Origin of the sequence: uncultured Nostoc sp. (assembly GCF_964245445.1) — a bacterium.
Classification (GTDB): domain Bacteria; phylum Cyanobacteriota; class Cyanobacteriia; order Cyanobacteriales; family Nostocaceae; genus Nostoc.
The window spans coordinates 17,989-43,920 of the sequence record NZ_CAXTNE010000029.1; the positions used below are offsets into that span (position 1 = coordinate 17,989).

Sequence of the window (25,932 nt, forward strand, 5' to 3'; positions counted from 1 at the left end):
TAGACGCTACTATAGGGAGTGCTTAACCAGGGACACTCTGCTGCAATCTATGTCCAGAGCTACTGTAATTGGATTGGGAAAGTCCGGTGTTGCTGCGGCGAGATTGTTGAAACGGGAAGGTTGGGAGGTCGAGCTAAGTGATAGCAACACCTCCGAAACCCTCCTACAACAACAACAAGAACTCGCTGCCGAGCAAATAACTGTGAAACTAGGCCAATCCCTAGAATTGAATGGTGTTAATTTACCCCAATTAATAGTCGTTAGTCCTGGCGTACCTTGGGATATTCCCGTATTAATCAAGGCACGCCAATTAGGTATTGAAACCATTGGGGAAATGGAACTCGCTTGGCGAAATTTGCGATCGCTACCCTGGGTAGGAATTACTGGTACTAACGGCAAAACTACTACTACAGCTTTGATTGCTGCCATTTTTCAAGCAGCAGGCTTAAATGCACCCGCCTGCGGTAATATTGGCTACGCCGCTTGTGATGTTGCCCTATCTTGGAAGGGGAGAAGGGCAGGGAGCAGGGAGCTCTTAGCTGGGGGAACATTTGATAATTCCTCACTTTTAACTCCTCACTCTTCACTCCTAACTCCTAAGTCCTCACTCGATTGGGTGATTGCGGAAATTAGCAGCTATCAAGTAGAGTCTTCGAGTTCTCTTGCACCACGTATCGGTGTTTGGACGACTTTTACACCGGATCATCTTAGTCGCCATAAGACTTTAGAGAACTATTACAATATCAAAGCCAAGCTGTTGCGTCAGTCCGAATTGCAAGTGTTCAATGGCGATGATGGCTACTTGAGACAGCAAGGTTTAAGTGCTTGGCCTGATGCCTATTGGACAAGTGCCAAAGGAAAAGATTTCCTGATTAGCGAAAAAGGCTTTTACATCGAGGACGACTGGGTTATGGAAAAATTGACTGCAACCTCTGTACCAGAACCGATTGTGAAAGTATCTACTTTGCGGATGGTGGGAGAACATAACCAGCAAAATCTCTTGATGGCAGTAGCAACGGCACGATTAGCGGGAATTAATCGTGATGCGATCGCACTTGCAATTCGGGAATTCCCCGGTGTTGCTCATCGTTTGGAGCATATCTGCACTTGGGAAGGTATTGATTTCATTAACGACAGTAAAGCTACTAACTATGATGCTGCCGAAGTTGGTTTGGCATCCATTAACAGTCCAGCGATTTTAATTGCTGGTGGAGAAGCTAAAGTAGGTGATGATACTGGCTGGCTAGCACAAATTCAAACCAAAGCTGCTGCTGTGTTATTGATTGGCTCTGCTGCACCCACATTTGCCCAACGCCTCCAAGAGGTGGGGTATTATTCTTACCATATTGTGGAAACTATGGAAAGGGCAGTTCCTAGAGCGGCGGAATTAGCTAAGGAGTATGAAGCGCCTGTGGTGTTGCTATCTCCGGCTTGTGCGAGTTTCGACCAGTACCCGAATTTTGAGGTGCGGGGCGATCGTTTCCGTCAGTTGTGCCTTGCTTGGGTGGAAGCAGAGAAGGTTCAATACAATTCGATTCTTTCATCTCCTCTGCCTAATTAATTCGGTGTTGCTGATTAAATGTATGAATCTAAGTGTAGAGACGTTGTAATGCAACGTTTTTACAAAAGTTTTGAAATCACGCAAAATCATTTTCATAACTCAATTAAGAAACGCCATTAATTCACTGTGTGACTTGCAGCTACACGGTGAATTCATTATGTAAAATTATTAACAATTTTGGTATTTTATAGCAAATAACTGTATTATACACAGCTGATAATAATACTGTGCAGCCAGGAGAGATTTATGAAATTCAAAATGGTCACAGCTTGGCAATATGCAAAGAAAAATTTTGTTTTCCCAAGAAATATTATATTTTTTGGGTTGGTACTTTTGCTAATTTTAGGTTTTAGTACGATTGTAAACTTCACACCATTGGCTCAACCTGCCACAGCTCAAGTAGGCCCATTCTCAACCACTATTCCACGTTATGCCGTAACTGCCGAATTTGGTAGAGATAGAGCAGGTAGCGATTACACATCTTTTCCGACTTCAGCATTTGCTTCAGATTGCCAAAAGTTTTGTATTGATGATAGCAGGTGTAGTGCTTATACCTATGTTCGACCAGGAGTACAAGGTACTAATGCTGTTTGTTATTTAAAATCTGTAGCACCACCATTAACACCAAATAGCTGCTGTGTATCCGGTGTGAAATTGTAAGCTAAAAGTGCGGTGCGATCGCATCATTACATAGACTTCATATTCTAGAAGGATTGTTTAGAGCTAATTTAGTGGTTTCCTATAATTATGTTTTGCTGTAGTTTGCAACTTCAACCTCATGAGCGATGCTTGTAGGTTTAGGAATAGGTAAACCATCTTCTAGCATTCCTTCTAGATGAAATTCAATAGCTTCTGCAATCATCTGCTTGACTTCTTCTAAGGTTGCACCCACAGCTACACAACCGGGTAAATCAGAGATATAAGCGCCGTAACTAGTTTCTCCCTTTTCAATCACAACTGTATAACGCATTAGTCTTTCTCCAATTGAGCTTGTCTCCAGATATTTTTAAGAGTACCAATTGGCACATCTACATTTGGTTAACCAGACACTGTTACAGTACTGGATTTATCTGGATGTTTGAACTGTCAATGACTACCTTTAGTTCTGGCAAGATACCAACCATCAGCTTTTAGTCGTTTCATAACTTCGCGTACTTTCATGCTAACGCTTATCTGTATAGGTGAAATTTATATACAAATAGAGTGTCTTATTGAGAAAGAAAAGTAAACGACATTGTGTCGTAATTTGTGTCTGTGATTTTGTCGTGAGTTTCAGCATTGCTAAGTAGAGGGACAAAACATTTCTCATAAATCGAGTGGCTCAAAATGAAATGCTAAAGTTAATAATCAAGCTTTTCCAGAGCTACATTCTCTCTCTCCCAGATAAAATTTATATATGAACGCTACACAAGAAAAACTAAAAATTCAGCTTGAGCAGGCAATAGTTGCGGCTTTTGGGGCTGATTTTGCTGGAATAGATCCAATTTTGGTTTCTGCTAGCAATCCTAAATTTGGTGATTATCAGGCGAATGTGGCTTTATCCCTGAGTAAAAAGTTAGCAAAGCAACCAAGAGCGATCGCAGGTGCGATCGCCCTGAAACTAGATGTATCCGAAATCTGCGAACCGCCAGAAATCGCTGGCCCAGGATTTATCAATCTGAAACTGAAAACGGCCTACCTGGAAGCACAACTGAACGAGATTCAAGCTGATCCCCGATTGGGAGTTCCAGCCGCGAAAACACCCAAGCGGGAAATTGTAGATTTTTCCAGTCCGAATATTGCTAAAGAAATGCACGTCGGACACTTGCGTTCTACAATTATTGGTGATTCCATCGCCCGGATTTTAGAATTTCAAGGACACGATGTTTTGCGGTTAAATCATGTGGGTGATTGGGGTACGCAATTTGGCATGTTAATTGCCTATCTGCGGGAAGTTTACCCAGACGCACTTACCACCGCTAATGCTTTAGATATTGGTGATTTAGTCTCTTTTTACCGCAAAGCCAAACAACGCTTTGATACAGATGCAGCTTTTCAAGAAACAGCACGGCAAGAAGTCGTAAGATTACAAGCAGGTGCAGAGGATACACTTCACGCTTGGAAACTGCTGTGCGAACAATCACGCCAGGAGTTTCAAGTAATTTATGAGTTGCTGGATATCAAGTTAACTGAACGGGGCGAATCTTTCTACAACCCATTACTACCAAAAGTTGTGGAAGATTTAGATAAATCTGGATTACTGGTAGAAAACCAGGGCGCAAAATGCGTTTTTCTGGAAGGGTTTACAAATAGAGAAGGTGAACCTTTACCCTTAATTGTGCAGAAATCAGATGGTGGCTATAACTACGCCACAACAGATTTAGCATCCCTCCGCTACCGGATTCAGCAGGATCAAGCAAAGCGGATAATTTATGTAACAGATGCTGGACAAGGAAACCACTTTGCCCAATTTTTCCAAGTAGCACGCAAAGCTGGATGGATTCCCGATGATGTGGAATTAGTGCATGTGCCCTTTGGGTTGGTGTTAGGAGAAGATGGGAAGAAATTCAAAACTCGTTCTGGGGATACTGTGCGGTTACGGGATTTATTAGATGAAGCGATCGCTCGTGCCCATGCTGACCTAAAAACTAGGTTACAAGAAGAAGAACGCCAAGAAACTGAAGAATTTATTAATGAAGTTGCTAGAGTAGTTGGGATCAGTGCAGTTAAATATGCAGACTTAAGCCAAAACCGCACCAGTAACTACATTTTCAGCTATGACAAAATGCTGGATTTCAAAGGTAATACTGCGCCATATATGCTGTATGCTTATGCGCGGATTCAGGGAATTAGCCGCAAGGGTGATATTAACTTTAAAGAGTTGGGAAACAATGCTGTTTTGTTGGAGCATGAAACAGAATTAGCTCTAGCAAAATATTTACTTCAATTGGATGAAGTTATTAGTAGTGTAGAGCAAGATTTGCTGCCCAATCGTTTATGTGAGTATTTGTATGAACTGAGTAAAAAGTTTAATCAGTTTTATGACCGTAATCAGGGAGTTCAGGTTTTGGAGGCTGAGGAACCGCAGCGAACATCTCGCTTAATTCTGTGTGATTTGACTGCTAGAACTCTGAAGTTGGGATTAGAGTTGTTGGGAATTCAGGTATTGGAGAGGATGTAATTTTTGTAACGCAAAAATACGCTGAGGTAGCGCATAGGCGCTTCGCCTTTCCGCAGGGTAGGTACGCTGAGTAAGAGTTAAGCTGATTTTTTCTTTGCGTACTTTGCGGTTTTTTAATCATAATTGCTGGACTTGGAGGCGATCGCAAATGGTACGGACACCATCTAAAAACACAACTTTAGCAGAGTTTCTAATGCTACCAGAAACGAAGCCCGCTAGTGAATACATCGATGGTCAAATTATTCAAAAACCTATGCCACAGGGAAAGCACAGTATAATTCAAGGTGAAATGGTTAGCACTGTCAACTTAACGGTCAAGCCCAAGCGAATTGCTCGTGCTTTTCCAGAATTGCGATGTACTTTTGGTGGAAGGTCAATAGTGCCAGATGTTTCTGTGTTTACTTGGCAAAGAATTCCTCGTGATGAAAATGGCCAAGTTGCTAACGTCTTCAAAGCATCTCCCGATTGGACTGTCGAGATTCTATCACCTGACCAAAGACAAATGAAAGTTACAAAAAATATTCTGCATTACCTGAATTATGAAACACAAATGGGTTGGCTGATTGACCCAGAAGAACAAACGGTATTTGTATACATCCGCAATCAACAACCAGTTATGTTGGATGAACTAGAAGCTTTACTCCCTGTCCCAGATTTTGCAAGTGAGTTGAGGCTGACAGTAGGAGATTTATTTGGTTGGCTGTTGGAATAAACCAAATCCTGACGAATTGAATAAGGAAATACACCAAGTGCAACAGGTTTTATGGGTAGGAATCGGTTGTAAACGGGGAACCTCATGGCAGTTGATTGATCAAGCAATTGAGCAAATATTTCGAGAAAATCAACTTTTTCAAAGTGCGATCGCAGGGATTGCTACCATTGATACTAAAGCCTCAGAAGTTGGTTTAGTAGAACTTTGTAACCTACGCAATTTGCCTCTAAAAACTTTTTCTGCCCAAATCCTTCGCTCTGTCTGTGTTCCCAACCCTGCCACAATTACCGACCACAAAGTAGGTACACCTAGCGTAGCAGAGGCAGCTGCTATTCTTGCAGCTACTCAAACCCCATTGTTGACTGCTTCCCCTTTTACCAGCATAGAAGCATTGGGAGTGAGATTCCTAATTCCTAAACAGATTTTCCAGCTAGAAGGGCAACCAGGAGCGGTAACGCTAGCTGTTGCCCAAGCCTCAAATATTATTAGTCATTAGCTAAAGTAACACTAACTGTTGCCCAAGCCTTAAATATGAATATTACAAAACTTAACTAATTTTTCTAGTCAACAACTCTCAAAAAATAGTTAATTACGCTAGAAACGATAGCTAGCACAATGGAACCTAACAAAGCAGGTAAAAAGCCCTGAATCTCAAAACCAGAACCAGGAGTCAAGGCACTTGCTAACCAAAGGGTTAAAGCGTTGATTACCAATGTAAATAAACCAAAGGTGAGCAAGGTAATTGGAAAGGTCAAAATCTGTAAAATTGGTCTAACAAATGCATTAACCAGACCAATAACAAGGGCAGCAATTAAGGCAGTCAGAAAATTCTTGATAAAGAATCCCGGAACGATATTAGCAGTCAGAAATAACGCCACCGCAGTACCGAGCCAAGTTAATAAAAAGTGTTGCATAAGTTTTTTTTAGAGGAATTAGCAGTAAGTTTAATTAATTTCACTATTGCCAGTTGTGATCTGTAACACTACCAGGTGTCCTTCTGCTTGACTTTTAAAGTTGCCATCATTTTTTGTCAGCCCAAAAGCAATGTAATTTTTCAGTGCTGGCATAGAGAGATACTTTTAATTGGTATATCTTTATCGTATTGCAGGATGTACACGAATTAAATTCATCAAAAATGAATAGAGCAGCAAAACTTCTACAGAGGTTTCTCTAGCGAGAGAAACCTTTGTATCTAAAAGAGGGTATTTACCACTAGCAAGTTCCAAAGTCATTAAGGGAACGCCAAAATTGCACTATAGTGGATGGCAACTTTGGTATCAGCCTAACGCTGTTGGGGCTAACGCCGCGAAAGAACCTCCCAGGTAGAGCCACCAACTACACCGTCAGCTTCTAAACCATAGCGCTTTTGTGCAGCTTTCACAGCTGCTTCGGTTGTCTCGCCAAAGTCTCCATCGGCATCGCCTTTTAAGAAACCAAGCTTTTTCAGTTGTTGTTGCAACTTGACAACTTCAGAACCACGTAATCCTAAACGCAAAATTGGCAATCCTTCTGAGGTGTATTGGATACCAGGGGTTCGCTTAGTAGTTGTGTTTGGCCCAGTTCGAGTAGTTTGGCCAGTCTGTGTAGTTGACTGAGTTCGAGTAGTTGATGTAGTCCGATTCGGCGTTTTTTGTGTGCTTGAAGTTGTAGTTTTTCTTGGGGTAGCAGGTCTTGGCTCAGGGCTGGTTGCAACTCGTGTTACAGCTTTTTTTGGGGTAGTAGGTCTAGGTTCGGGGCTAGTCGGAACTTGTGTTACAGCTTGTCTTGGAGGATTGGAATTTGCAACGTTGGTGAGGTTGCTAGCCTGGGTTGGAACAGGAAAATTCGTAGCTGAGTTAAATCTTGGCTGGGATGAAGGGATGGTTGATGCTGCTACTGGTTGATTCGGGAAAAGTCGTTGCCAAGTGCTGGCATCAACAATGCCATCTGGATTCAAACCAGCAGCTTGTTTAAACCGGGCAACGGCACTGGCTGTATTCTCACTATATGTACCATCTACGGCACCAGAATAAAAACCCAAAAGTTTTAAAGCTGCCTGAAGTTCAGATACGCGTTCGCCTTGGCTACCAACTTTGAGGATAGGGCGGTTAATGCTATCTCCAGGATTTACTTGAGCAATTTTTTGTGGCGCTGCTATTGATACTACAGCCGTTGAGGCAATAAGCAGAGGCGTAGTGGAGAACAAGAGTATTTCAATGGCTAATAAAGATTTAGACCTCTTTGGCCACCAACCCTTTGGCCGTTTTTCCATCCTACAGCGATTTACAGTTGGATCTAGTAATTTTAAGTAACTCAAAATACTTGCTGTCAGGCTGCTTTGCATGGAATTCACTCCCAGAATATTCTCATGCTAATAGTACAGCCGCTTGGTCTAAAAAACAGCTGCTGCATTTTACGATTCTACATTCTCAGTTATGCGATCGCTCGATTAATTGCTTCTTCTTGACCAACTAAAGACAAGTAAGGCTCTTTTAAATATTTACAAGCTGAAGCAATAGCATCCTTGGCACTTACCGCCGCAATCAATTCTTGGAACTTGGTGTCAAAATCAATTCCTAAGCCCAAAATTTCATACCAACCATATATTTGAGCAATTTGCCCGTTCGTTTGTTTACCTAACGCGTACTGCCCCAGAATCTTGTTTTTAGCAGCTTGGAGTGCGCTTTGGGATACTTCGGTGGTACATAACAAATCTACTTCTGTACGCAGTCCTTCTAGGGCAATGCTAGTATTTTCTGGTGCTGTACCCATGTAAACTACAAACGAGGCTGGAAATAGCCTTGTGGAGTAAAAGGCGGATACTTCGTAAGCTAAACCCCGTTTTTCCCGCAATTCGACAAACAAGCGACTAGAAAGCCCATTTCCCAAGTAGGTACACAGCAACTTCAGGGCGGCGTAGTCAACAGAACTCACTGATGTTCCTAAATAACCAAGCATCACGATTGATTGTTGTGTCTGTACTGGCTTAACCCTTACCTGCGGTTCCACCTTAATCTCAGGTAAATTCAGTATTGGCGGTGCTTGGGCTGGCGCTTGCCAATCAGCAAACACTTCTTCTACCAACGCAGCTGCATCTGTGGGTGTGACTCTACCAGCAATACTAATTACTACATTATCTGGACGGAAATAAGTCTGGTGATATTCCACTAAATCCGCACGAGTTAAGCTACTCATGGTGGTTTCATCTCCCAGCACTGACATGGAATATGGATGATTTTGGTACATTACCTGCCGCATTTGTTCAAAGGCGACATTAAACGGTTGCTCTTTTTGGGAACGAATATCCTGGAGTGCTAAACGCCGTTCTAGTTCCACTTGAGTTTCAGGAAAAGTAGGCGATCGCAAAATCCGCCCTGCTAATGTTAAAATTTCTCCAAAATCGGATGTTACCGTCTTGAAAGATAGCAAAAAATAATCAGTGCCAGCATCTGCACTCAAACTCGCTCCTACAGATTCGACAATTTCAGCAATTTCCAAACTAGAAAGACCATCGCATCCCTTTGTCATCACTGCTGAGAGCAAATGTGCCAACCCTGCTTGCTCCCGGTTTTCGTTACAACTACCAGCACGCACAAAAATTCGCGCCGCAATAATATCCGCAGCAGGATTTTCTGCCACCAGCACTACAATGCCATTGTTCAATACAGTACGATGGATAGGCGATTTTTGCAGCAAGGTTGTCATTTGTCCTTTGTCATTTGTCATTTGTCATTTGTCCTTTGTCAAAAACTAATGCCCCATGCCCAATGCCCAATAACTAACAGGGCTTAAGTACAGTAACCGCGTAATTCTCTGGGGAGAGATACTGTTTAGCTAATTTTTGCAGTTCTTTGGCATCAAAAGACTGAATCTGTTGAGGATATGTCACAGCTAATTCAGCTTGGGCGATGGTATTGTAATACCCATAAAGCCCTGTAAGCTGATTTGGCGTTTCTGTAGAAAATGCATACTCGTTAGATAGCAGCCTGCGTGTACGAGCAAGTTCCTGTTCACTAATTCCTGTAGTCTGCAAATCATCCAAATGAGCGCAAATTAAGGACTCAACTTCCTCCAAATTTTCTGGTTCCAACCAGGCAGTAATTGTAAATAAACTCGATTCCCGTTGTAGAGAAAAACTACTGCAAATTCCTTGTACTAATTGCAAATCTTCTCGTAAATCACGCACTAAACGCGAAGTCCGTCCTTCTGCCAATAACACTGACAACAAATCTAAACCAAAGCCAGCGCGGATTTCTTCTACTCCAGGAACCAGCCACGCCATCAATAATCGCGCTTGTTCTATGCGTGGTAAATACAGTTCTTGACGATGAATACCCGTTATTACTGGCTTTGTCACTTTCTCAAACTGCGGACAATTAGAGCGTTCAGCAAAATCAGCAAATGAACTATTTACCATTTCCCAAGCTGGTTGCTGGGCTATACCTCCTGCAATTACCACCGTCATGTTCTCAGGCTGATAGTAAGTGCGGTGAAAACAGCGCATTGCTTCTGGCGATTGCTGCATCAGTTCTTGCTCAGTACCCAGCACCGAACGTCCGTAAGGGTGATACGGATAGATGCTTTGAATCAGCGCTTGAAAGCCTATCCAGTCAGAATCGTCCTGACAAGAGCGAATTTCCTCTAGCACCACGTCCCGTTCGCGGCTAAATTCATCTTCTGGAATTGCCGCATTGAGCAGTAGCTCTCCTAAGTAGGGCAGAGTATCTTTTAAATATGGGGCAGCTGTGGTGAGAGAATAATGAGCATAATCATAGCTTGTGGCCGCATTACTCACGCCTCCCCGATTCTCAACTTTAGAATCGAACATTCCAGGGGGTAGCGTCGCCGTACCTTTAAAAATCATGTGTTCTAAAAAGTGCGCCATGCCAAACCACGGTTCTGGCTCTAGGCTTGCTCCAGCACGTACCCAAACATCCGCCACAACTACAGGGGTAGTGGGAATCTCTTGATGAATAAAAGTTAAACCACTGTCTAATCGGAAGACCGAGGCTGGAAATACTGTATTAGTTAGTTGCTGTGACAATTTTCTGTAGCTTTAACCACAATTTCAGATAATTTTGTCATCTTAACTCTGAACGATACCTAATTTAGAATCAAGTTATACAGATTTTGTTTTTATCTCCAGATATTAGTAATTTCTAATTAAATTTATTTGATTAATACAGCCAAAATGCTGAATCTGCGTTGTTTCAGGTTTTTAGTTTAGATTTACTTATTTGTCACATAAGTAATACTGATTTAAATAATTGGTGTTGCATATTTGCGAGATGATTTAGCAACTTCCAAAATTCTTTCCCTGTTCTGCAATACCAAATAATTAAAGCTCCTAAGTTCTAACTGACTTTAGGAGCTAATAATTTTAAGTTCACCGCGACGCCGTTTTACCTAAGTTTATGACCTGGGTTTATCCAGGTGGGAACCTAAATTCCTCGTTTAAAGTTTCCGGGTACATGCCCGGTCTACTGCCACGAGAACAGTTGACTCCCTTGTCATTAAAGGCATAGATCAAAAAACTTGATGGCAGTCACCAACGTCGTAGTGCAACTTCACTCATTATAGCTTTCAAAAAGATGTTGTGTGTTCAACATCGAAAGTTTCTGAAAAATTTACCTGGGATACCAGATAGATTCTATGCTGTGGGCGATGGCGATCGCTTGCTCTCGATTCTGATTATCTAGCAAAACGGTAACATGTCCCAACTTCCGCCCAGGACGTGATTCTGTCTTCTCATACCAGTGAACGTGCGCGTGGGGAATTTCTGCTATTTGTTGACGCTGGCTTTGGTAATCGCTATGAGAATTTTCATACCCCAATAGGTTCACCATCACAGCACCAGCGCATTGCAAAGCCGGATTTCCTAAAGGTAAACCACAAACAGCTCTCAAGTGCTGCTCAAACTGCGAAGTTTCACAGGCGTCAATAGAAAAATGCCCAGAATTGTGGGTACGGGGTGCAATTTCATTTACTAGGATTTTGCCATTAGTACCCAGAAATAGCTCAATTCCAAAAATGCCCACTACTTCTAGGCTATTTAATAGAGTATGTGCGATCGCTTGAATTTCTGCTACTTGATTAGGCGTAATTTCAGCAGGCGCAATTACCCGCTGACACACTTGTAGTTCTTGTTGAGTTTCTACCACAGGATAAGTTACAATTTCTCCCTCCACAGAACGAGCTGCAATTATTGCTAGTTCTCTTTCAAAAGGGATAAATTCTTCTAACAAGAAAAGTGATTTATTTAAAGTTGTTGTGGCTTCATCACTTAGCTTTTGCTCTAAAGTAGTAAAATCCTGAATTATAAAAGTACCTTGACCATCATAACCGTGGCGGCGGGATTTGAGGACTGCTGGAAAACCTAGATATTCTATTTTGGATTTGAGATTTTCTAGCTCGTCAAGGGCAAAAAAATGGGGAACAGGTAAGCCCAAGTTGCGTAAATAGCAACGCTGATGATATTTATCTAAAAGAGGAGCTAAAGCTTCTAACCTGGGACGAAAAGAAACGCCTTGGTGTGCTAAAACAGATAAAGCATCTAAGTTAACAAATTCGTTTTCAAAGGTGATGACATCGCATTTTTGAGCTAATATTTCCGTAGCAGTTGCATCATCAACTGGGGCGAAAACAGTTTCTTTCGCAATTGACACGGCCGGGTCGTGTTCACTAGGAGTTTGTACTACTAATTCTACTCCTAGCTTCTGTGCTGCATCCGCCATCATCCAGGCAAGTTGTCCGCCACCAATTACACCAACACGTTTCATTGACATCCTAGAGAATCACGAGTTTGCACGCCTGTTTTGGAATTCACACCACTGGCTTTACCGCACAGTTCTTTGATTTGCGCTCTATCCAAAATTGCATCTGTAAAATCTGCCCCGTCTATATTCACATCATTAAATATGGCGCGGAGCAAAAGAGCTTCTTTGAAAACTGCATCGCTCAAATCTGCCTTAGTCAAGTTTACCTGATCAATCATTGCATTAGTTAAATCTGCTCCGTGGAGATTTGCATTTGTCATCACCGAAGCACTCATGACTGCTCCCCGCAAGTCAGCATTAGAAAAGTTAGCCAGTTCCATATTGGCGTTAGAAAACTCCGCAGCTTGTAAACTTTCACCAGAAAAATCACGTCTTGATAACTCTGCATTGCTAAATGAAAGCGGATGAGTCCAATCTACTGCCAGTGCCGGATCAGGCACACACCATATAATAATTCCTAGAAGGAACGCCAACCCTTGCCGCCATAACATATCGAGAGCTAATTTGGTGTCTAATCGCTGCATTTAATTACCGCATTTGAATATTAGCAAGACTGGATCATCCTAATTAAGACTCCCAGCCTTACTACTGGACTTGGTGAACATGTATTTCCCTAGCTTAATATTTTGTAACGCAAAAAGGGTGGATGCCTAGCCTGTGGTAGACATCGCTTCTCACCCTTAGCTAGAGAGCGGCAATATTAGGAGCGGCGTTGGCGGAGCGTTCGCACTCAATATATAGCGTTTCCTAAGCAGCTTAGATACACTCAAACCTTTTTTACCAAAGTGAGTAACTTTGAAAACCTACCTTACCAAATCGGGAACCACTATATTTACACATCACGCGCTTTGAAAAAATTATAGATAGCAAGGGCGATCGCTAAAAGCAACACTGCATGAATTAAATTTCCGGCAATATGAAGTGCCAGTCCTAATCCCCAAAAAGCAATCAATACAACAACAATACCCCAAAGTATACTCAACATATATTTGATTTGAATCAAGTAAGTTTTTATTTCTTTAGATATTTTACTCTAAGCTTCACTTTGATTCTACTTACCCTCAGAGAGGTCTAGAAAATTAAATCATCTTTCTTGAGAAAGAAAATTAATTAAAAGTTTATCTTTTATCCTTACCCGCAATTCTATTTACCCTGTGACTGAGCCTACGCTCGTTGATTTGTTTACAATTCTTCATTTATAGATTTGAATTTCAGGATATAAAGAGTTTTCTTAAGCAGTAATACTCATGCGCTTATTTACAATTCTTGAATTTCAATGTTTCAAGTAAAGTTTATTGTCTTTTAAATTCAACAGCCCCCATCAACTGTTAGTCTTTTAATTAATGAAAGTAAGGTTTGAGCGTAATTATATGCGTCTCAACTGCTTAACAAAGCTTAAAAGTTGGATAATCAGCGTTAATTTTATAGCGATTAGTTAGTTGTTCAGGAATCTCCAAGAGTTTACATTCACCAAGTAGACAACTTCCACAAACCGAACTCCGAAACCCGATGATGAATCATTACTCACTTCAATGGATTGAGGCATGGTGCCAAGAAAATGGCTGGACAGATTTATTTGTAGAGCGACGTAATAACTTCTGGGCTTTCCCGCCGGGTGGGGTAATGCCGGAACCAATTCCAGTTCACGTTCTCAGAATGATTAAAGCCGAGAAGGGATTGACTTTTGAAGAACGATTGTGGTCGATGTCCGCAGTAATTGGCACAATCCTAGCTGTTCTCTTTACCTTTTGGTTGCAGTCGCCGATGCCATTAGTTTTTGCTTTCGCTTTTAACGCCGTTACGGTAGCTCAATTTGAACTTGAAGATGCCTAAATTCTTAATTTTGGGCTTTGCTATTAAAAACTGCTCTTGTCTACTTTCAGCAAGAGCAGTTTTTAATTTCAGAAAAAGAGACGAAATCACTACAGTTTCAGCTAAAGATTATTAGTTATTGATTAATGAATGCTGTTTCTTGGCAGAGCAAATATTGTAATACATTAGCATTTGACAGAGACTTCAGTTACATTGCTGCGAAACTTCACCATCGCTTCACTAGCGCCAAAATGTGCTGCAATCTGAGGTAACAACATGTTTCGTTGTGTCGCCCATAATAAAGTACGTTTGGGAATTTGAAGGCATCCCCCTAGATAAGTTGCTTCATCTTCGTTGTTTTGTTTACGTTTTGGTAGTCCAGTTACCGAATCAAAGCCAACAGCCTTATGATTGAACAACACATGAGCTATTTCATGCATCAGATTTGATTCATACCGTGCAGGTGCATGACGCGGGTTGTATACAATCCATAGTGGGTTATAGCGTATAATCCCTGCTGACCACCCATCGCTAGCAAGTAATACTGCTACTTGTTCTGGCTCTAAATTCGGAACCTGATCGGGTGTAAAAAGTCTTGCTCCTAACTTGGTTGCTAGAATGTCTGCGGGTAACGGTTCAAACGATCGCACTCGAAGTAAGCTTCGTTGTTCGGTGGCGATCGCCTCACAGCGTTGTCTAAATTCAGCCGATAGTTTTTCAATTAATGACATAGTTTTATGAGTCTTGCTTCAATTCACCATCATTTTGAGAAAGGTCACGATAGGCTGCTTTGACTAACGATGCTAGAGCATTGGCGATCGCTGGATCAAGATTTTTGTCAGCGCGTAGTTGAATAGCGATCACATCAAGCGTATCCAGTTGATCCTCCTCTGAGGTTCTAAACAACTCTACAGGTGGCACTTATAGCCAGTAGATATAACGCACTAGTATCTAGCTAAACTTTCAAAATCATCATAATCATTAGACTTACGTGCTGGCTTAAGATACATTGCACATTCTCTGACAACATCATCTAAATTAACATTATTTTGTTGACACCACTCTTTTATACAGGCATAGCTAAGTTCTTCAATTTCATCAGCATTGACGAGTGCAAGTTCAGTATTTTCCTCACATTGAAGTAAATTAAGTAATTGATTACGCGATTTATTCTGCAAGTTTTTTGACTTAGGATCATAAAGAGTCCATTTGTATTCATCCTTGTATTTAAATAAAACGTAAATTAAAATTGTTCGACCTGAATAAATTTTTGCACTAATAATATCGTCACGAATATTACGGGCGTAGTCGCGGTTATTATACAGCTTAGATGCATGGTAATAAAATGGTGATACATTGTCATCAACTAAAGCCTCTACATCAAGTACACCCGATTGAATTGTGACTTTGGATGTATTATTGAAAAAACTAACTTCTTCTTTCTCATTTATAGATAGAACAGGAAGCTCCATAATCTCTTGAGATTGACTGTGGCGATTTGTCAGATTACTGTAACGTTTTGCAATACCTAAATCTCGTAAAGCATCACCTTCTAGCGGTGGAACAAAAGTGTAAAGCTCCACAGTACGTGGTTCAATCCAGGGTCTTAGAACACGCCCTGCTCTTTGCGTAGGCTCAATTGCTGTCCAAGCTAGATCGTAATTGATAACTACAGGTGCATCTTGTAGGTTAATGCCAACACCATGAGCATCAGTTGAAATAAAAACTTCGTAAGTCTCTTCGTACTTTCCTTCAGCTCAGTTTGCAACTGGAGCAAACTTTTTAATTGCCTGAAAAATATCTCGATCGCTCATAGGTACGTATTGGCCTTTTCCTTCCTTAATTGTGTGCTTAATTGTGCCAAAGACTCGCAGATGGGGAAGTAAGGCATTAATAGCTTTCACTAGATAAACCACTGTTGCACGACGCTCACAAAAAATGATAACTTTTTTATTGCTAAAATGAACTTCTTGAAGAATGTTACATAGAGATGCAAGCTTCTGATCATCAGTGAACTGCATTTGATTTAATCGATTTAGAAGTGGCTCTAGTATTTCACGGCGCTGAGATTGAGACATTTCAAACTCAAATTCATAAGACAAGTTTCGCTTGCCTGAGGTGTTAATAACTTTTTTGATAATTTTACGAAGTGCCCACGGTGAACTCGCCCAGGCAACTTCTGCTTGCGTTTCTATAAACTTGCGTGATTCTGGAGGATCTTTAACAGTAAAGCAACCATCCCTAAAAACTTGAGAAATTTCACTTTCCATGAATAAATGGAAATTAACTCGATATAACTTTACAAGCGGAATATATCGCTTTTACTGTCCAAACTCAATTAATATGCCAGTCTCTAGCTTCTGTCCATACTGTTGTGCAACATAAGGTGTAGTTAATTGAGACACAACAGGCAAGTTAATAAATCCTTTTATACTATCTGTATGCCAATTGAAATTTTTCTTGTTTTGTTTATCCGAAAAAGCTTCAATTTCCACAGTGTGAGGTAGAAGCAGAATTTGGTGATTGAGATTCCTAATATCTTTAGAATAAGGTGAACCCGTAAGAAGTAAGACTTTACAGCCACTTTTTTTAATTCGTGAAATCAATCTTTGAAATGAGCGTCTTCTTGGGCCTTCTGCACTATCATGGCAATTTCTGAATAAATGGCATTCATCAATAATAATGAGCCATTGCTTATTTATTTTTTCTTCTATTTCGATAAAGTGTTCAAGATTACGATCATGGCTTGGATCTTCTTTATCTAAAGCTTGATAGCCGATATAGGTCTGAGGGATACCCGCATCCATAAATTCAGACTTCCATTGCCTTTTTACTAATTTGGGGCCAATAATCAATACATGTATAATTTTATCTGCTTTAAAAAGTTTCAAGGCGAGGTGAGTAGCAACAACGGTCTTTCCAAGTCCTGTTGAAGCAACCAACATGACTCCGCTGTGCTCGCTTATTTTCTGTAAAGCTTCAGCAATCATTGCTCTTTGATAATTTGTTGGCGGAGTATACTTATTATCAATTTCTAGATCCTCAAAAGCAAGTAAGGTTTTGAGGTAAATATCCCACGGAGAAGCAAGTTTCAACCAATCTTCTAGAGCTTTAAGTAGCCTCTGAGTTAAATCTACTGCTTCAGCGAAATATCCATCAAATTTCTTGACAAGTTTTACAATTTCCTTCTTCCGACTCAGTAGATTACCAGCTTCAACCTGTTGCATTAAGCCATGTTTCGTTAAATTGGCTGAGGTAATGATGACAACCTTACAGTCAACAAAGTAAAGTTTTGCATGATGTTTCCTAGCGCGTGCATCAACAATCCGAAATTGACCCGTCCGAATTTTATCAACTAAATCTGCTACAGCTTGACGGCGATTACCTGGTGATGATCCTGTTGCTAAATCTTTCTTGATTTCTTGGATTAGAAGGTACTGTGCGTGTCTTTCGTCTTGTCTTTGAGTTCGTTCGTTAATTCCAACCAACAGATCAACATACTTTCCTTTTACAACATTCCGAATCTGATCCCAGCCGTTTACAGTAAAATAGCCAGATGCAATACGTATTTTTGATTGGCACTTTGAGAGGTAGTATTGGATTTGTTCATAGATTGTCTTGGAATCAAACCAGGATCTTGGCGGAGAATCAGTCATAACTCAGTGCTAATACGTTTGAACTATAGATAATAATACATCTGAACTAAATTTTGTCAAAAATGTAACTTTTCGCTGCTTATTGACAACTTTAGTAGTCAATGTGGTTCTAATTTGCTGACTATCTCTGAAACTTTCTACTTTTCAGATTTGCTAGTTTTCACGTTGGTAATGCCCATGCTGTTTTGATGCCAGAACAGGAGGCGAGAGATGCGATCGCTCAAAGTCATTTCAAATTTCTTCCCCAATTCAAGCAAAAGAACAAACCCCTCCGTATTTCTGGTAGCCCCGAATACTAAAAAATGGGCTTGTTTCAGGAAATAGCGCGATCGCTCGTTGGTAGTAACGGTACAGGTCATTTAGGACAAGAACTCAGGGAATTAAAACATCTTGGCGAAAATGATTTAAGTAACCATTGGAAGGATCGCGATCGCCTTCTTTTACTAGTCAACTCATACGACCAAGCTCGTTGGGCAGCAAACGAAATTCGCAATTGCTGGTCAAGTATGCAGGACTTTGTTTATCACCTAGTTCCTGACAATATAGAGACATACACGGAAGATAACTTTGATGAGCTAGCGAAATTTGTCAAACCACCTGATAAGGTTGCGCTCAATCGTGCAGATGTTGAAACTTTTGGGCAAACTAAGGGAAAGATTCTTGTTGCTCCGATGAATGCGGTCGGGCGTAATTTTAATATTTTGAATGCCAACGGTAAAGCTGCATTTGGTGCTATTTACTTTCTGACTCGCCCATATCCACATCCACATGATACACAAGCGATCGCCCAAGAAATGAACCGTCGCGCTTTAGACTAGGCAGATAAGGCAGACTTTCTAGGATGGCAACAAGGCAGGGTAAATTTAGCCTATATACTCAGTATTTTAAGTGTAAAAATTGTATTTAAATATATTTACTCTTATAAACTTGTGATGAGCATTTCCTGGATGCTACCTTCTACAAGGTGACACAGGATTTGGAGCAGTTTTTTTAATCATGAAGGGTAGACACAAAGTAGCTTATAGCTTGACATCGCTGATCAGTTTCAATTTAATATCTAGCTTAGTTGCATTTAATGGAGCGATGGCTGCGCCAACGTCTTCTCTACGAGACGCTACGCGAACGACGAACGCAGCGCCAACGTCAAAGGCGATCGCCACAGTACCGAGAACCCCAGATAAAACTGTCAATTGCGAGATTTTAGTTGTGGGTGGTGGACTATCCGGTGTCGCCACAGCTTACGAGGGGTTACTCGCAGGACGAACGGTTTGCCTTACGGAAATTACTGACTGGCTGGGAGGACAAATTTCTTCTCAAGGGACATCTGCGTTAGACGAACGCCCAACTCAGCGTGCCCTTAAATTCTATTCTCGCGGCTACCTAGAATTGCGAAACCGCATTGGGCGCAAATACGGTAAACTTAACCCCGGTGACTGTTGGGTAAGTGAATCTTGCTTTCTTCCCCACGATGCTCACAACATTTTAGTCCAGATGCTCAAAGATGCCGAAAAGCTTGGCAAAGGGAAGTTGCAATGGTTTCCCAACACGGTAATTAAGGATTTGGAAATTGCTGCTGATGGCAAAATAATTAATGGTGCGATCGCAATCCAACATCAACCACCAAAAGGCGCACCACCGCTCAATACCTTTACTTTATCTCAAAGTATTGAAGATTCTTATAGCTACGAAAACTCATCTCGATTTACCAAAACTATTATCCGTTTCCTCCCCAAGGCAGATAAAGGGGATGCTCCTAAATGGTATGTCGTAGACGCGAGCGAAACTGGAGAAATTATCGCCCTTGCTGATGTCCCCTACCGATTGGGTATTGATGCCCGTTCTTACCTAGAACCTTCGGCTTCTGACACCAACAACGACCCTTATTGCCCTCAAGGATTTACCTACACCTTTGCAATGGAGGCGACTAAGGAACCGCAACCGCAGACAATGCCCGCATTTTATTCACAATACGCCCCATATTTCAGCTATGAATTAACACGACTGGCTAACTTTGACTTAGTTTTCACCTATCGTCGCATTTTGAGTCCAAACAAAGGAAAACCAGAAAAATTCGGTGGTGTAAGTTTTACTGCTCCTACACCAGGGGACATCTCCATGCAAAACTGGACTTGGGGTAACGACTACCGCCCTGGAACAGCCCAAGATAACCTGATTTACAGTCGCCAACAGTTAGAAAGTACTGGGCAGTTAAACCCAGGTGGTTGGATGGGGGGACTGCGAACAGAAACCCTCCGTAAAGCTGAGGAAAATGCCCTCTCTTTCTATTATTGGTTGGTAGCTGGGACTACAGATTCCAAGTTGGGGGAGGGTGTAAAGCAGCTGCAAGGCAATAACCGCTTTGTTTCCGGGCTAAATTCTCCGATGGGGACAGTACATGGCTTATCGAAATATCCCTATATGCGCGAAGCACGGCGCATCATTGGCCGCCCCAGTTGGGGACAACCTGATGGTTTCGGTATTTGGGAAATTGATATTTCTCGCCGAGATTACAACGATCAGTATTACTCCCAGACTCTGCCAGCAGATATGTATCGGAGGCTACGAGCAGCACTTGCAGGTTTGGAAGCAGTATCAGTAATTGAAGGTAAAGTATCACCCGAAAAAGCAATGCGACGGACTCGTTCTACCATCTTCCCCGATGCTGTGGGTATTGGTCACTATGCTATAGATTTCCATCCTTGTATGGTAAATAGTCCCCCAGAAGCCCCTGGTAATACAGAACGTCCAGGTGAAAGGCGTGGTGCAGGTCAAGCTTATCCCTTCCAAATTGCTCTGAGGGCAATGATTCCCCAGAAAATTGATAATTTGCTGGTAGGTGGCAAAAGTATTGCTAGTAGTCATATTGCTGCTGCTGCCTATCGAGTCCATTCCTTTGAATGGTCTTCTGGCGCAGCTGCGGGAACTGTTGCTAGTTTTGCCCTGAAAAATGCGATCGCACCCTACCAACTAGTCGATGACTTACCCAAACAAGAGCCACAACTGGAAGCACTCAAACGGCTTTTGCAACAAAATGGCAACCCGACAGCCTTTCCCGATACATCCATTTTTAACGAAAACTGGGATAATTGGCGATAGATAGTCATTGGTCATTGGTCATTGGTCATTTGTTAAGGACAACGGACAACGGACAAATGACGAATGACAACTGGCAATGGACTAAACTAGTTGTTTGTAGTGTAGTTTTGTAAAATTATCTTGCTTAATTGTTCTATGGTTATGACACTTTCAGCAGATGTTTACGGGATGGCCACAGCACCAACTAAAGCTCCTGAACGGTCTAATCAAGTTACCCGTAAGACTTATCCGAATTACAAAGTGATTGTATTAAACGATGATTTTAATACATTCCAACATGTGAGTGAATGTTTGATGAAATATATTCCAGGGATGACTGGCGATCGCGCATGGGATCTAACTAATCAGGTACACTATGAAGGTCAAGCGATCGTCTGGGTCGGGCCCCAAGAACCTGCGGAACTTTATCACCAGCAGCTGCACCGAGCAGGTTTGACAATGGCACCTCTAGAAGCAGCTTAATTATCATGGGCAAACCCACCGCAGATTCCCTCCGAGCGGCTTCGCAAAAAGCTGGCAGACTGGTTTGGAATCACTCGACCCACCTTGATGGTCTCATCCCCATTTTAGAACGTCTTTGTCAGCAGGACAACATCCAAACTGTGACGCCGGGAGTGATTGGGCGGGCAAAAGGCCATTGCCCGAAAATGCAACTGCGCGTTTCAGTACCGATTCGCGGCGGCTATAAAGTAATTGCACGGCAGGGGAAGACGGTACAAGAGGTCTTTATTTTAACCCCTTTGGCGCAGTCAGAATTGGAAACGGCATTAGCGATCGCTATGAAATCTTAATCATGCCAATTTCCAATTCCCCATGCCTTATAACTATTCTTCAACACGGTGTACTGCAAATTTGTGTAGTGGCAGACTAACAATGCAAGAAAAAGTTAAGAAATATGACAGAGCCGTAGTTATTCTCAAAGTCATGAGTATAGATTCCCAGTCGGGTAAAACTATTTTTTCTATACCAAAGGCTACACAGTAAACTAGCCAGTAAGTAAAGCTCATTCTAAATAAAATCCGCTCTGTTTCTTCTACATCATTTTTTTGCTGCTTACTGTCCCACAGTAACACCAACCCAACAATGCAAGCTACAAAGGAAACAGCAACTACAAATTCGTGACAAAATATATTTAACGAATGCATTTGTGTTTGTCCCCACATTTTTCTGTTGAGGATCAGTCTAAAGGAATATTCCTTATAGAAATACAAATTATTTACAAACCTCAATAGAGTCATGCAGTTTCTGTAAATAAATGCAACATAAATTGTTGTTTTGCAAATATAAATATTTTTTATAAAAATTAAATATTTCTGTTAAGTAGGTGTTTCGGAATTAGAGATTACTAATTGGTTTAGATTTTTGACAAATAAAAAACTCGCGTATTTTTTACTATGCTTTGGGAAACTTAAAACCCAAACGGTAAAGTACTGGTTGATATCATCCAGCACTTAGCAATGTCTAAGACAGGCGTAGCTGCGGCACACGTTATAGTTCGCTAATTGCTGGATAAATCGAGCGTGTTTAATAACCTCAGAAATTTTAACAATTTTCTCCTGATGTTTCGCAAGCAGCAATACTTACCCAACGGCTAGAACCATCTTCCCAATGTTCTTTTTTCCAAATGGGGGCATTATGTTTGAGGGTATCAATAGCATACTGGCAAGCTTCAAACGCCTCACTCCGATGAGGACAACCTACTGCGACTAAAACGCTAATCTCTCCAACTTGCAAACGTCCAGTGCGATGATGAATCACTACCCGATTTACATCAGGCGTAGATAAGCGAATATCAGCAGCAATTTGATAAAATATCCGCAATGCCATAGGTTCATAAGCTTGATACTCTAGAGCAACTACAGGTTTACCATCAGTTTGATTGCGAACTACGCCACTCATCATAACCACAGCACCGTTGGCTGGATCGTTAGACAACGCATAGATTTCTTCAAGAGACAATGGTGCAAAGCTAATGGCAAAACTATCTTCAGCTCTTGGTTTAACAGCAGAGGTCAGTGTAGTTGTCATAACTGCGATCATATATATTAGGTGGTCTTGTTCTATTGTCCCTGAACAAAACACTGCTGGTGTATGTTTAGTTGCTCTTGCTATAGCAGTTCTTGTTTACGTGAGGTACACACTCCCTTGACTCAAATTCAAAAGTCAAAAATTAAAAATCAAAAAAAAGACTTTTCCGAACACGAACAGCGTCTCCAATAGTTGGGGCTGACTTCCACCTGGCGCTACTAGTTATATATATTACTGCCTACTTAATCTTAATGGAAGTAATTTTATCTGTTAACAAAAAATTGTAGGGTGTAAACCTTCTAAAATTTACTTAAAATTACTAAAACTCTTGTTCATCCCTCTTAAGACATACTAGTATAATTAAGATCATCAAGCTACATGCTTGCTCATTTATTGAAATAATCTGATAGTGACTTCATTGAGCTATCAAGTGCAGTGACATAAATCCCCTACAGAAAGCGCTGTAAATCGCGTTTTTTAGTAACACGAGGGCAAGTTGTCATTCAACAATAGTTAGGAACGATTTAATGAAATCTTTAGTGTGTAACAATGAAGCCGCAAGGCTTGAGGCTCTGCGTCAGTACCAGATTCTCGACACTCCACCAGAAGAAGCATTCGACGATCTAGCATTCTTAGCCGCACAGATTTGTAACACACCGATCGCCTTGATTAATCTAATTGACGCTAACCGTCAGTGGTTCAAAGCCAGGGTGGGGTTAGATGTACAGGAAATGCCACGAGATACTGGGTTCGGATCGATTTGTATGGAAAGTGGCGAAGTTTTAATTATTCCCGATACCTTAGCTGATGAACGATTTGCTACGAATCCTATAGTTACTTCTGCTGGACTTTGCATAAGATTTTATGCAGGTGTGCCTTTGTTAGCACCAGGGGGAGAAGCGATCGGGACTGTGTGTATAGGCGATCGCGTACCACGCCAAATCAGTCCCAAACAGGTGGAAGCACTGCAAGCTTTTAGCCGTCTGGTAGTTAGACAACTAGAAATCCGGCGGGAATTCGCTCAACTGGCAAGTATTAAACAGGAGTACAAGCAGGCACAAGAAACATTGCTGGATATTGTCACTGATGCAATTGTCGTACAAGATTTGGACAACAAAATTTTATTATGGAACAAAAATTCTGAGGAACTTTACGGCTGGAAGTCAGAAGAAACTATCGGTAAGCAGTCAGATGAACTTTTTTCCACTGAACCTTGGCCGCAAAACCTAGAAATTTATCAGGCTGTATTAAAAGATGGATCTTGGCAAGGTGAGTTACAGAAAACCAGCAAATCTGGCAAAAAACTCATTGTTGAAAGTCGCTGGACGCTGATAAATGGCGAACATTCTCAAGCCAAATCAATTCTTGTTATTGATACTGATATTACCCAGAAAAAACAACTAGAAAAACAATTTTTACGTGCTCAACGTGTGGAAAGTATAGGCACTCTTACTAGTGGTATTGCTCACGATTTAAATAATGTGTTATCACCAATTTTGATGTCAGTGCATCTGCTCAAATTTAAAAGCTGCGATCAACAGATTAATCAGATGCTGTCAATAATAGAAAGTAATGCCAAACGCGGTGCTGATTTGGTAAAGCAAGTGCTGTCATTTCCTAGGGGAATTGAAGGCAATGTCCAAGGACAAGCCGCTACACGCCCATGCACGGTGCTTCAAGTTAAACACCTGATTTTAGAAATACAGCAAATTATCTTACAAACATTTCCGAAATCAATCACGGTGTACACAGAAATTCAGGAGGACTTGTTATCTATTTGTGCCAATAGTACCCAACTGCATCAAGTATTAATTAATTTGTGTCTCAATGCACGCGATGCCATGCCTACAGGCGGAACTTTAACAATATCTGCCGAGAATATTTGGATTGATGAAACTTATGTCAGTATGCATATAGAAGCTACAGTTGGTGCTTATATTGTTCTAACAGTTACTGATACCGGATTGGGAATTAATAGTGAAATATTAGATAGAATTTTTGAACCATTTTTTACAACAAAAGAGTTGGGTCAAGGTACAGGACTTGGGTTATCAACAGTAATGATAATTATTAAAGAACACGGTGGTTTTATCACTGTATCAAGTTTTGTAGGCAAGGGAACAAAGTTTAAGGTGTACTTACCAGCAGTTAATCAAGTTCCAATACCGTTGTTAGAAGATACGGAAATCCCAACTGGATCTGGAGAATGTATTTTGATTGTAGATGATGAAACTTCCATTCAAGAAATTACTAAAACATCACTCGAAAATTATAATTACAGGGCAATTACTGCCGGTGATGGCATCGAAGCATTAGCAATTTATGTCCAGGATAAAGATAAAATTAGTGCCGTAATTATCGATATGATGATGTCTAAGATGGATGGAGCAACTACCATTCGGACATTGCAAAATATCAATCCGTTATTGCCGATTATTGTTGTCAGTGGACTTGTAACAAGTGAACAAGTGCCAATCGACAAAACAGATGAACATACAGCCTTTTTACCCAAACCCTACACGACGCAAGAATTATTGAAAACCTTACATGCAGTTATTAGTCAATAGTATAATCTACATGATCTAGACGATCGTAGTCATATCTACCTTTAATCTCTTGATTGAAAAAGCTGCCAATTGAGTCAGAGGAATGTAAATCTTCCCAAGTATCTTCGTCTACGCCTAAGTACTGATAAACACCACCATTTTGAAACTCAACTTGCAAAATGTGTTCGTCGCGATCATAGCCTACAGCGATCGCCATTGATGAGCTAACTGGTAACATAGCAATTGGTTCTTCTTCAAAGGGTAGTGCAGGCGTTTCAGCGATAACCTCGTTCAGTTCTTGCAATCCTTCATAAGCTTGTATCGGTGCCGGAATTTCCAAAAACTCTAGTTCGTCGCCTCGATCTAGCAACAACTGCAAATATCCATCAGAGTGAGCGATCGCTATTAAACTGCTCAAGTCTACCTTAGATAGCTTCATTTATTTTGTACTCTCTTGTTGGCGTAGTCAAAAGTATTAAACTTTTATACAACACGTAAGTATTTTTATAGTACAAAAATACTATAAAAATATTTTGCTGTCAAGTTTTTTCTCCCAAGAGAGAATTTACTGATGCCAATTGTATTACTCTAAGTAATTTTGCACAC

The 25,932-nt window shown here is 41.1% G+C and carries 28 protein-coding genes, 1 other RNA gene and 1 pseudogene; 11 read left to right on the forward strand and 19 right to left on the reverse strand.

The window, feature by feature from the left end:
- Positions 1-49 precede the first annotated feature (49 nt).
- Entirely contained in the window at positions 50-1,561 is a 1,512-nt protein-coding gene (gene murD / locus ACFE90_RS07755) for a UDP-N-acetylmuramoyl-L-alanine--D-glutamate ligase (RefSeq protein WP_375499253.1), read from the forward strand.
- Positions 1,562-1,807: 246 nt separating this feature from the next.
- Positions 1,808-2,221 (forward strand): PAN domain-containing protein, encoded by a 414-nt coding sequence (locus ACFE90_RS07760; RefSeq protein ID WP_375499255.1) that lies wholly within the window; start codon positions 1,808-1,810, stop codon positions 2,219-2,221.
- A gap of 85 nt (positions 2,222-2,306) precedes the next feature.
- On the opposite strand, the gene ACFE90_RS07765 is transcribed toward ACFE90_RS07760, so the two are convergent.
- Entirely contained in the window at positions 2,307-2,531 is a 225-nt protein-coding gene (locus ACFE90_RS07765; protein WP_375499257.1) for a type II toxin-antitoxin system HicB family antitoxin, read from the reverse strand.
- A gap of 426 nt (positions 2,532-2,957) precedes the next feature.
- Here ACFE90_RS07765 and argS point away from each other — a divergent pair, with 426 nt between their 5' ends.
- The 3 genes from argS (at position 2,958) to ACFE90_RS07780 (ending at position 5,929) form a co-directional block, all read left to right on the forward strand.
- Complete coding sequence (argS, locus tag ACFE90_RS07770) at positions 2,958-4,721, forward strand: arginine--tRNA ligase (RefSeq protein ID WP_375499259.1); 1,764 nt, start codon at positions 2,958-2,960, stop codon at positions 4,719-4,721.
- Between the two features lie 148 nt (positions 4,722-4,869).
- Positions 4,870-5,433, forward strand: a complete 564-nt coding sequence (locus ACFE90_RS07775; RefSeq protein WP_375499261.1) for a Uma2 family endonuclease — start codon at positions 4,870-4,872, stop codon at positions 5,431-5,433.
- A 37-nt stretch (positions 5,434-5,470) separates the two neighbouring features.
- A complete protein-coding gene (locus ACFE90_RS07780) occupies positions 5,471-5,929 on the forward strand; it encodes a cobalamin biosynthesis protein (RefSeq protein ID WP_375499263.1) in 459 nt (152 codons plus the stop codon).
- A gap of 64 nt (positions 5,930-5,993) precedes the next feature.
- Here ACFE90_RS07780 and ACFE90_RS07785 read toward each other — a convergent pair whose 3' ends face one another.
- The 9 genes from ACFE90_RS07785 to ACFE90_RS07825 form a co-directional block, all read right to left on the reverse strand.
- Positions 5,994-6,347 (reverse strand): phage holin family protein, encoded by a 354-nt coding sequence (locus ACFE90_RS07785; protein ID WP_375499265.1) that lies wholly within the window; start codon positions 6,345-6,347, stop codon positions 5,994-5,996.
- 30 nt (positions 6,348-6,377) lie between these two features.
- Positions 6,378-6,500 (reverse strand): hypothetical protein, encoded by a 123-nt coding sequence (locus ACFE90_RS07790; RefSeq protein WP_375499267.1) that lies wholly within the window; start codon positions 6,498-6,500, stop codon positions 6,378-6,380.
- A gap of 230 nt (positions 6,501-6,730) precedes the next feature.
- Entirely contained in the window at positions 6,731-7,756 is a 1,026-nt protein-coding gene (locus ACFE90_RS07795) for a peptidoglycan-binding protein (RefSeq protein ID WP_375499269.1), read from the reverse strand.
- Positions 7,757-7,845: 89 nt separating this feature from the next.
- Positions 7,846-9,117, reverse strand: coding sequence for a M16 family metallopeptidase (locus ACFE90_RS07800; RefSeq protein WP_375499299.1), 1,272 nt, complete (start codon positions 9,115-9,117; stop codon positions 7,846-7,848).
- A 73-nt stretch (positions 9,118-9,190) separates the two neighbouring features.
- A complete protein-coding gene (locus tag ACFE90_RS07805; protein ID WP_375499271.1) occupies positions 9,191-10,456 on the reverse strand; it encodes a M16 family metallopeptidase in 1,266 nt (421 codons plus the stop codon).
- 338 nt (positions 10,457-10,794) lie between these two features.
- Positions 10,795-10,978, reverse strand: a non-coding RNA gene (gene ssrS, locus ACFE90_RS07810) — 6S RNA.
- A gap of 61 nt (positions 10,979-11,039) precedes the next feature.
- Complete coding sequence (locus ACFE90_RS07815; RefSeq protein WP_375499273.1) at positions 11,040-12,191, reverse strand: 5-(carboxyamino)imidazole ribonucleotide synthase; 1,152 nt, start codon at positions 12,189-12,191, stop codon at positions 11,040-11,042.
- Positions 12,188-12,679: a pentapeptide repeat-containing protein gene (locus tag ACFE90_RS07820; RefSeq protein ID WP_375499301.1), complete on the reverse strand. Its 492-nt coding sequence runs from the start codon at positions 12,677-12,679 to the stop codon at positions 12,188-12,190. The genes ACFE90_RS07815 and ACFE90_RS07820 overlap by 4 nt, the downstream gene beginning before the upstream one ends.
- A gap of 341 nt (positions 12,680-13,020) precedes the next feature.
- Positions 13,021-13,173: a lmo0937 family membrane protein gene (locus ACFE90_RS07825; protein WP_335126369.1), complete on the reverse strand. Its 153-nt coding sequence runs from the start codon at positions 13,171-13,173 to the stop codon at positions 13,021-13,023.
- A gap of 524 nt (positions 13,174-13,697) precedes the next feature.
- On the opposite strand from ACFE90_RS07825, the gene ACFE90_RS07830 reads away from it, so the two are divergent.
- Positions 13,698-14,021 carry a hypothetical protein gene (locus tag ACFE90_RS07830; protein ID WP_375499275.1) on the forward strand — a complete coding sequence of 108 codons (324 nt, stop codon included), beginning with the start codon at positions 13,698-13,700 and terminating at the stop codon, positions 14,019-14,021.
- 164 nt (positions 14,022-14,185) lie between these two features.
- On the opposite strand, the gene ACFE90_RS07835 is transcribed toward ACFE90_RS07830, so the two are convergent.
- The 6 genes and pseudogenes from ACFE90_RS07835 to ACFE90_RS07860 all read right to left on the reverse strand — a co-directional run bounded on the left by ACFE90_RS07835 (position 14,186) and on the right by ACFE90_RS07860 (position 17,656).
- Positions 14,186-14,731 (reverse strand): ImmA/IrrE family metallo-endopeptidase, encoded by a 546-nt coding sequence (locus ACFE90_RS07835; RefSeq protein WP_375499277.1) that lies wholly within the window; start codon positions 14,729-14,731, stop codon positions 14,186-14,188.
- Between the two features lie 4 nt (positions 14,732-14,735).
- Positions 14,736-14,921: a hypothetical protein gene (locus ACFE90_RS07840; protein ID WP_375499279.1), complete on the reverse strand. Its 186-nt coding sequence runs from the start codon at positions 14,919-14,921 to the stop codon at positions 14,736-14,738.
- A gap of 23 nt (positions 14,922-14,944) precedes the next feature.
- Positions 14,945-15,583 (reverse strand): hypothetical protein, encoded by a 639-nt coding sequence (locus ACFE90_RS07845; RefSeq protein ID WP_375499281.1) that lies wholly within the window; start codon positions 15,581-15,583, stop codon positions 14,945-14,947.
- A 33-nt stretch (positions 15,584-15,616) separates the two neighbouring features.
- Positions 15,617-15,727 (reverse strand): annotated as a pseudogene (locus tag ACFE90_RS07850) (helicase-related protein); the annotation flags it as partial.
- Between the two features lie 30 nt (positions 15,728-15,757).
- Positions 15,758-16,270, reverse strand: coding sequence for a hypothetical protein (locus ACFE90_RS07855; RefSeq protein ID WP_375499283.1), 513 nt, complete (start codon positions 16,268-16,270; stop codon positions 15,758-15,760).
- A gap of 51 nt (positions 16,271-16,321) precedes the next feature.
- The gene (locus ACFE90_RS07860) at positions 16,322-17,656 is read right to left on the reverse strand and encodes a DEAD/DEAH box helicase family protein (protein ID WP_375499285.1); all 1,335 of its coding nucleotides are present in this window, start codon (positions 17,654-17,656) and stop codon (positions 16,322-16,324) included.
- Between the two features lie 302 nt (positions 17,657-17,958).
- On the opposite strand from ACFE90_RS07860, the gene ACFE90_RS07865 reads away from it, so the two are divergent.
- From ACFE90_RS07865 to ACFE90_RS07880, 4 genes are all read left to right on the forward strand, one after another.
- A complete protein-coding gene (locus ACFE90_RS07865) occupies positions 17,959-18,474 on the forward strand; it encodes a hypothetical protein (protein WP_375499287.1) in 516 nt (171 codons plus the stop codon).
- Between the two features lie 178 nt (positions 18,475-18,652).
- On the forward strand, positions 18,653-20,752 hold the full coding sequence (locus ACFE90_RS07870; protein ID WP_375499289.1) for an FAD-dependent oxidoreductase: 2,100 nt from the start codon (positions 18,653-18,655) through the stop codon (positions 20,750-20,752).
- 135 nt (positions 20,753-20,887) lie between these two features.
- The gene (clpS, locus tag ACFE90_RS07875) at positions 20,888-21,214 is read left to right on the forward strand and encodes an ATP-dependent Clp protease adapter ClpS (protein ID WP_306423312.1); all 327 of its coding nucleotides are present in this window, start codon (positions 20,888-20,890) and stop codon (positions 21,212-21,214) included.
- A 5-nt stretch (positions 21,215-21,219) separates the two neighbouring features.
- Positions 21,220-21,543: a DUF2103 domain-containing protein gene (locus ACFE90_RS07880; protein ID WP_375499291.1), complete on the forward strand. Its 324-nt coding sequence runs from the start codon at positions 21,220-21,222 to the stop codon at positions 21,541-21,543.
- Positions 21,544-21,576: 33 nt separating this feature from the next.
- Here the strand turns inward: ACFE90_RS07880 and ACFE90_RS07885 are convergent, their stop codons facing one another.
- A complete protein-coding gene (locus ACFE90_RS07885; protein WP_375499293.1) occupies positions 21,577-21,897 on the reverse strand; it encodes a hypothetical protein in 321 nt (106 codons plus the stop codon).
- A 397-nt stretch (positions 21,898-22,294) separates the two neighbouring features.
- Positions 22,295-22,780 (reverse strand): molybdenum cofactor biosynthesis protein MoaE, encoded by a 486-nt coding sequence (locus tag ACFE90_RS07890; RefSeq protein ID WP_229554558.1) that lies wholly within the window; start codon positions 22,778-22,780, stop codon positions 22,295-22,297.
- A 527-nt stretch (positions 22,781-23,307) separates the two neighbouring features.
- Between ACFE90_RS07890 and ACFE90_RS07895 the strand changes: the two genes are divergently transcribed.
- Positions 23,308-25,347: an ATP-binding protein gene (locus ACFE90_RS07895; protein ID WP_375499295.1), complete on the forward strand. Its 2,040-nt coding sequence runs from the start codon at positions 23,308-23,310 to the stop codon at positions 25,345-25,347.
- On the opposite strand, the gene ACFE90_RS07900 is transcribed toward ACFE90_RS07895, so the two are convergent.
- A complete protein-coding gene (locus ACFE90_RS07900; protein ID WP_375499297.1) occupies positions 25,337-25,765 on the reverse strand; it encodes a KTSC domain-containing protein in 429 nt (142 codons plus the stop codon). The genes ACFE90_RS07895 and ACFE90_RS07900 overlap by 11 nt on opposite strands.
- Positions 25,766-25,932: the final 167 nt, after the last annotated feature.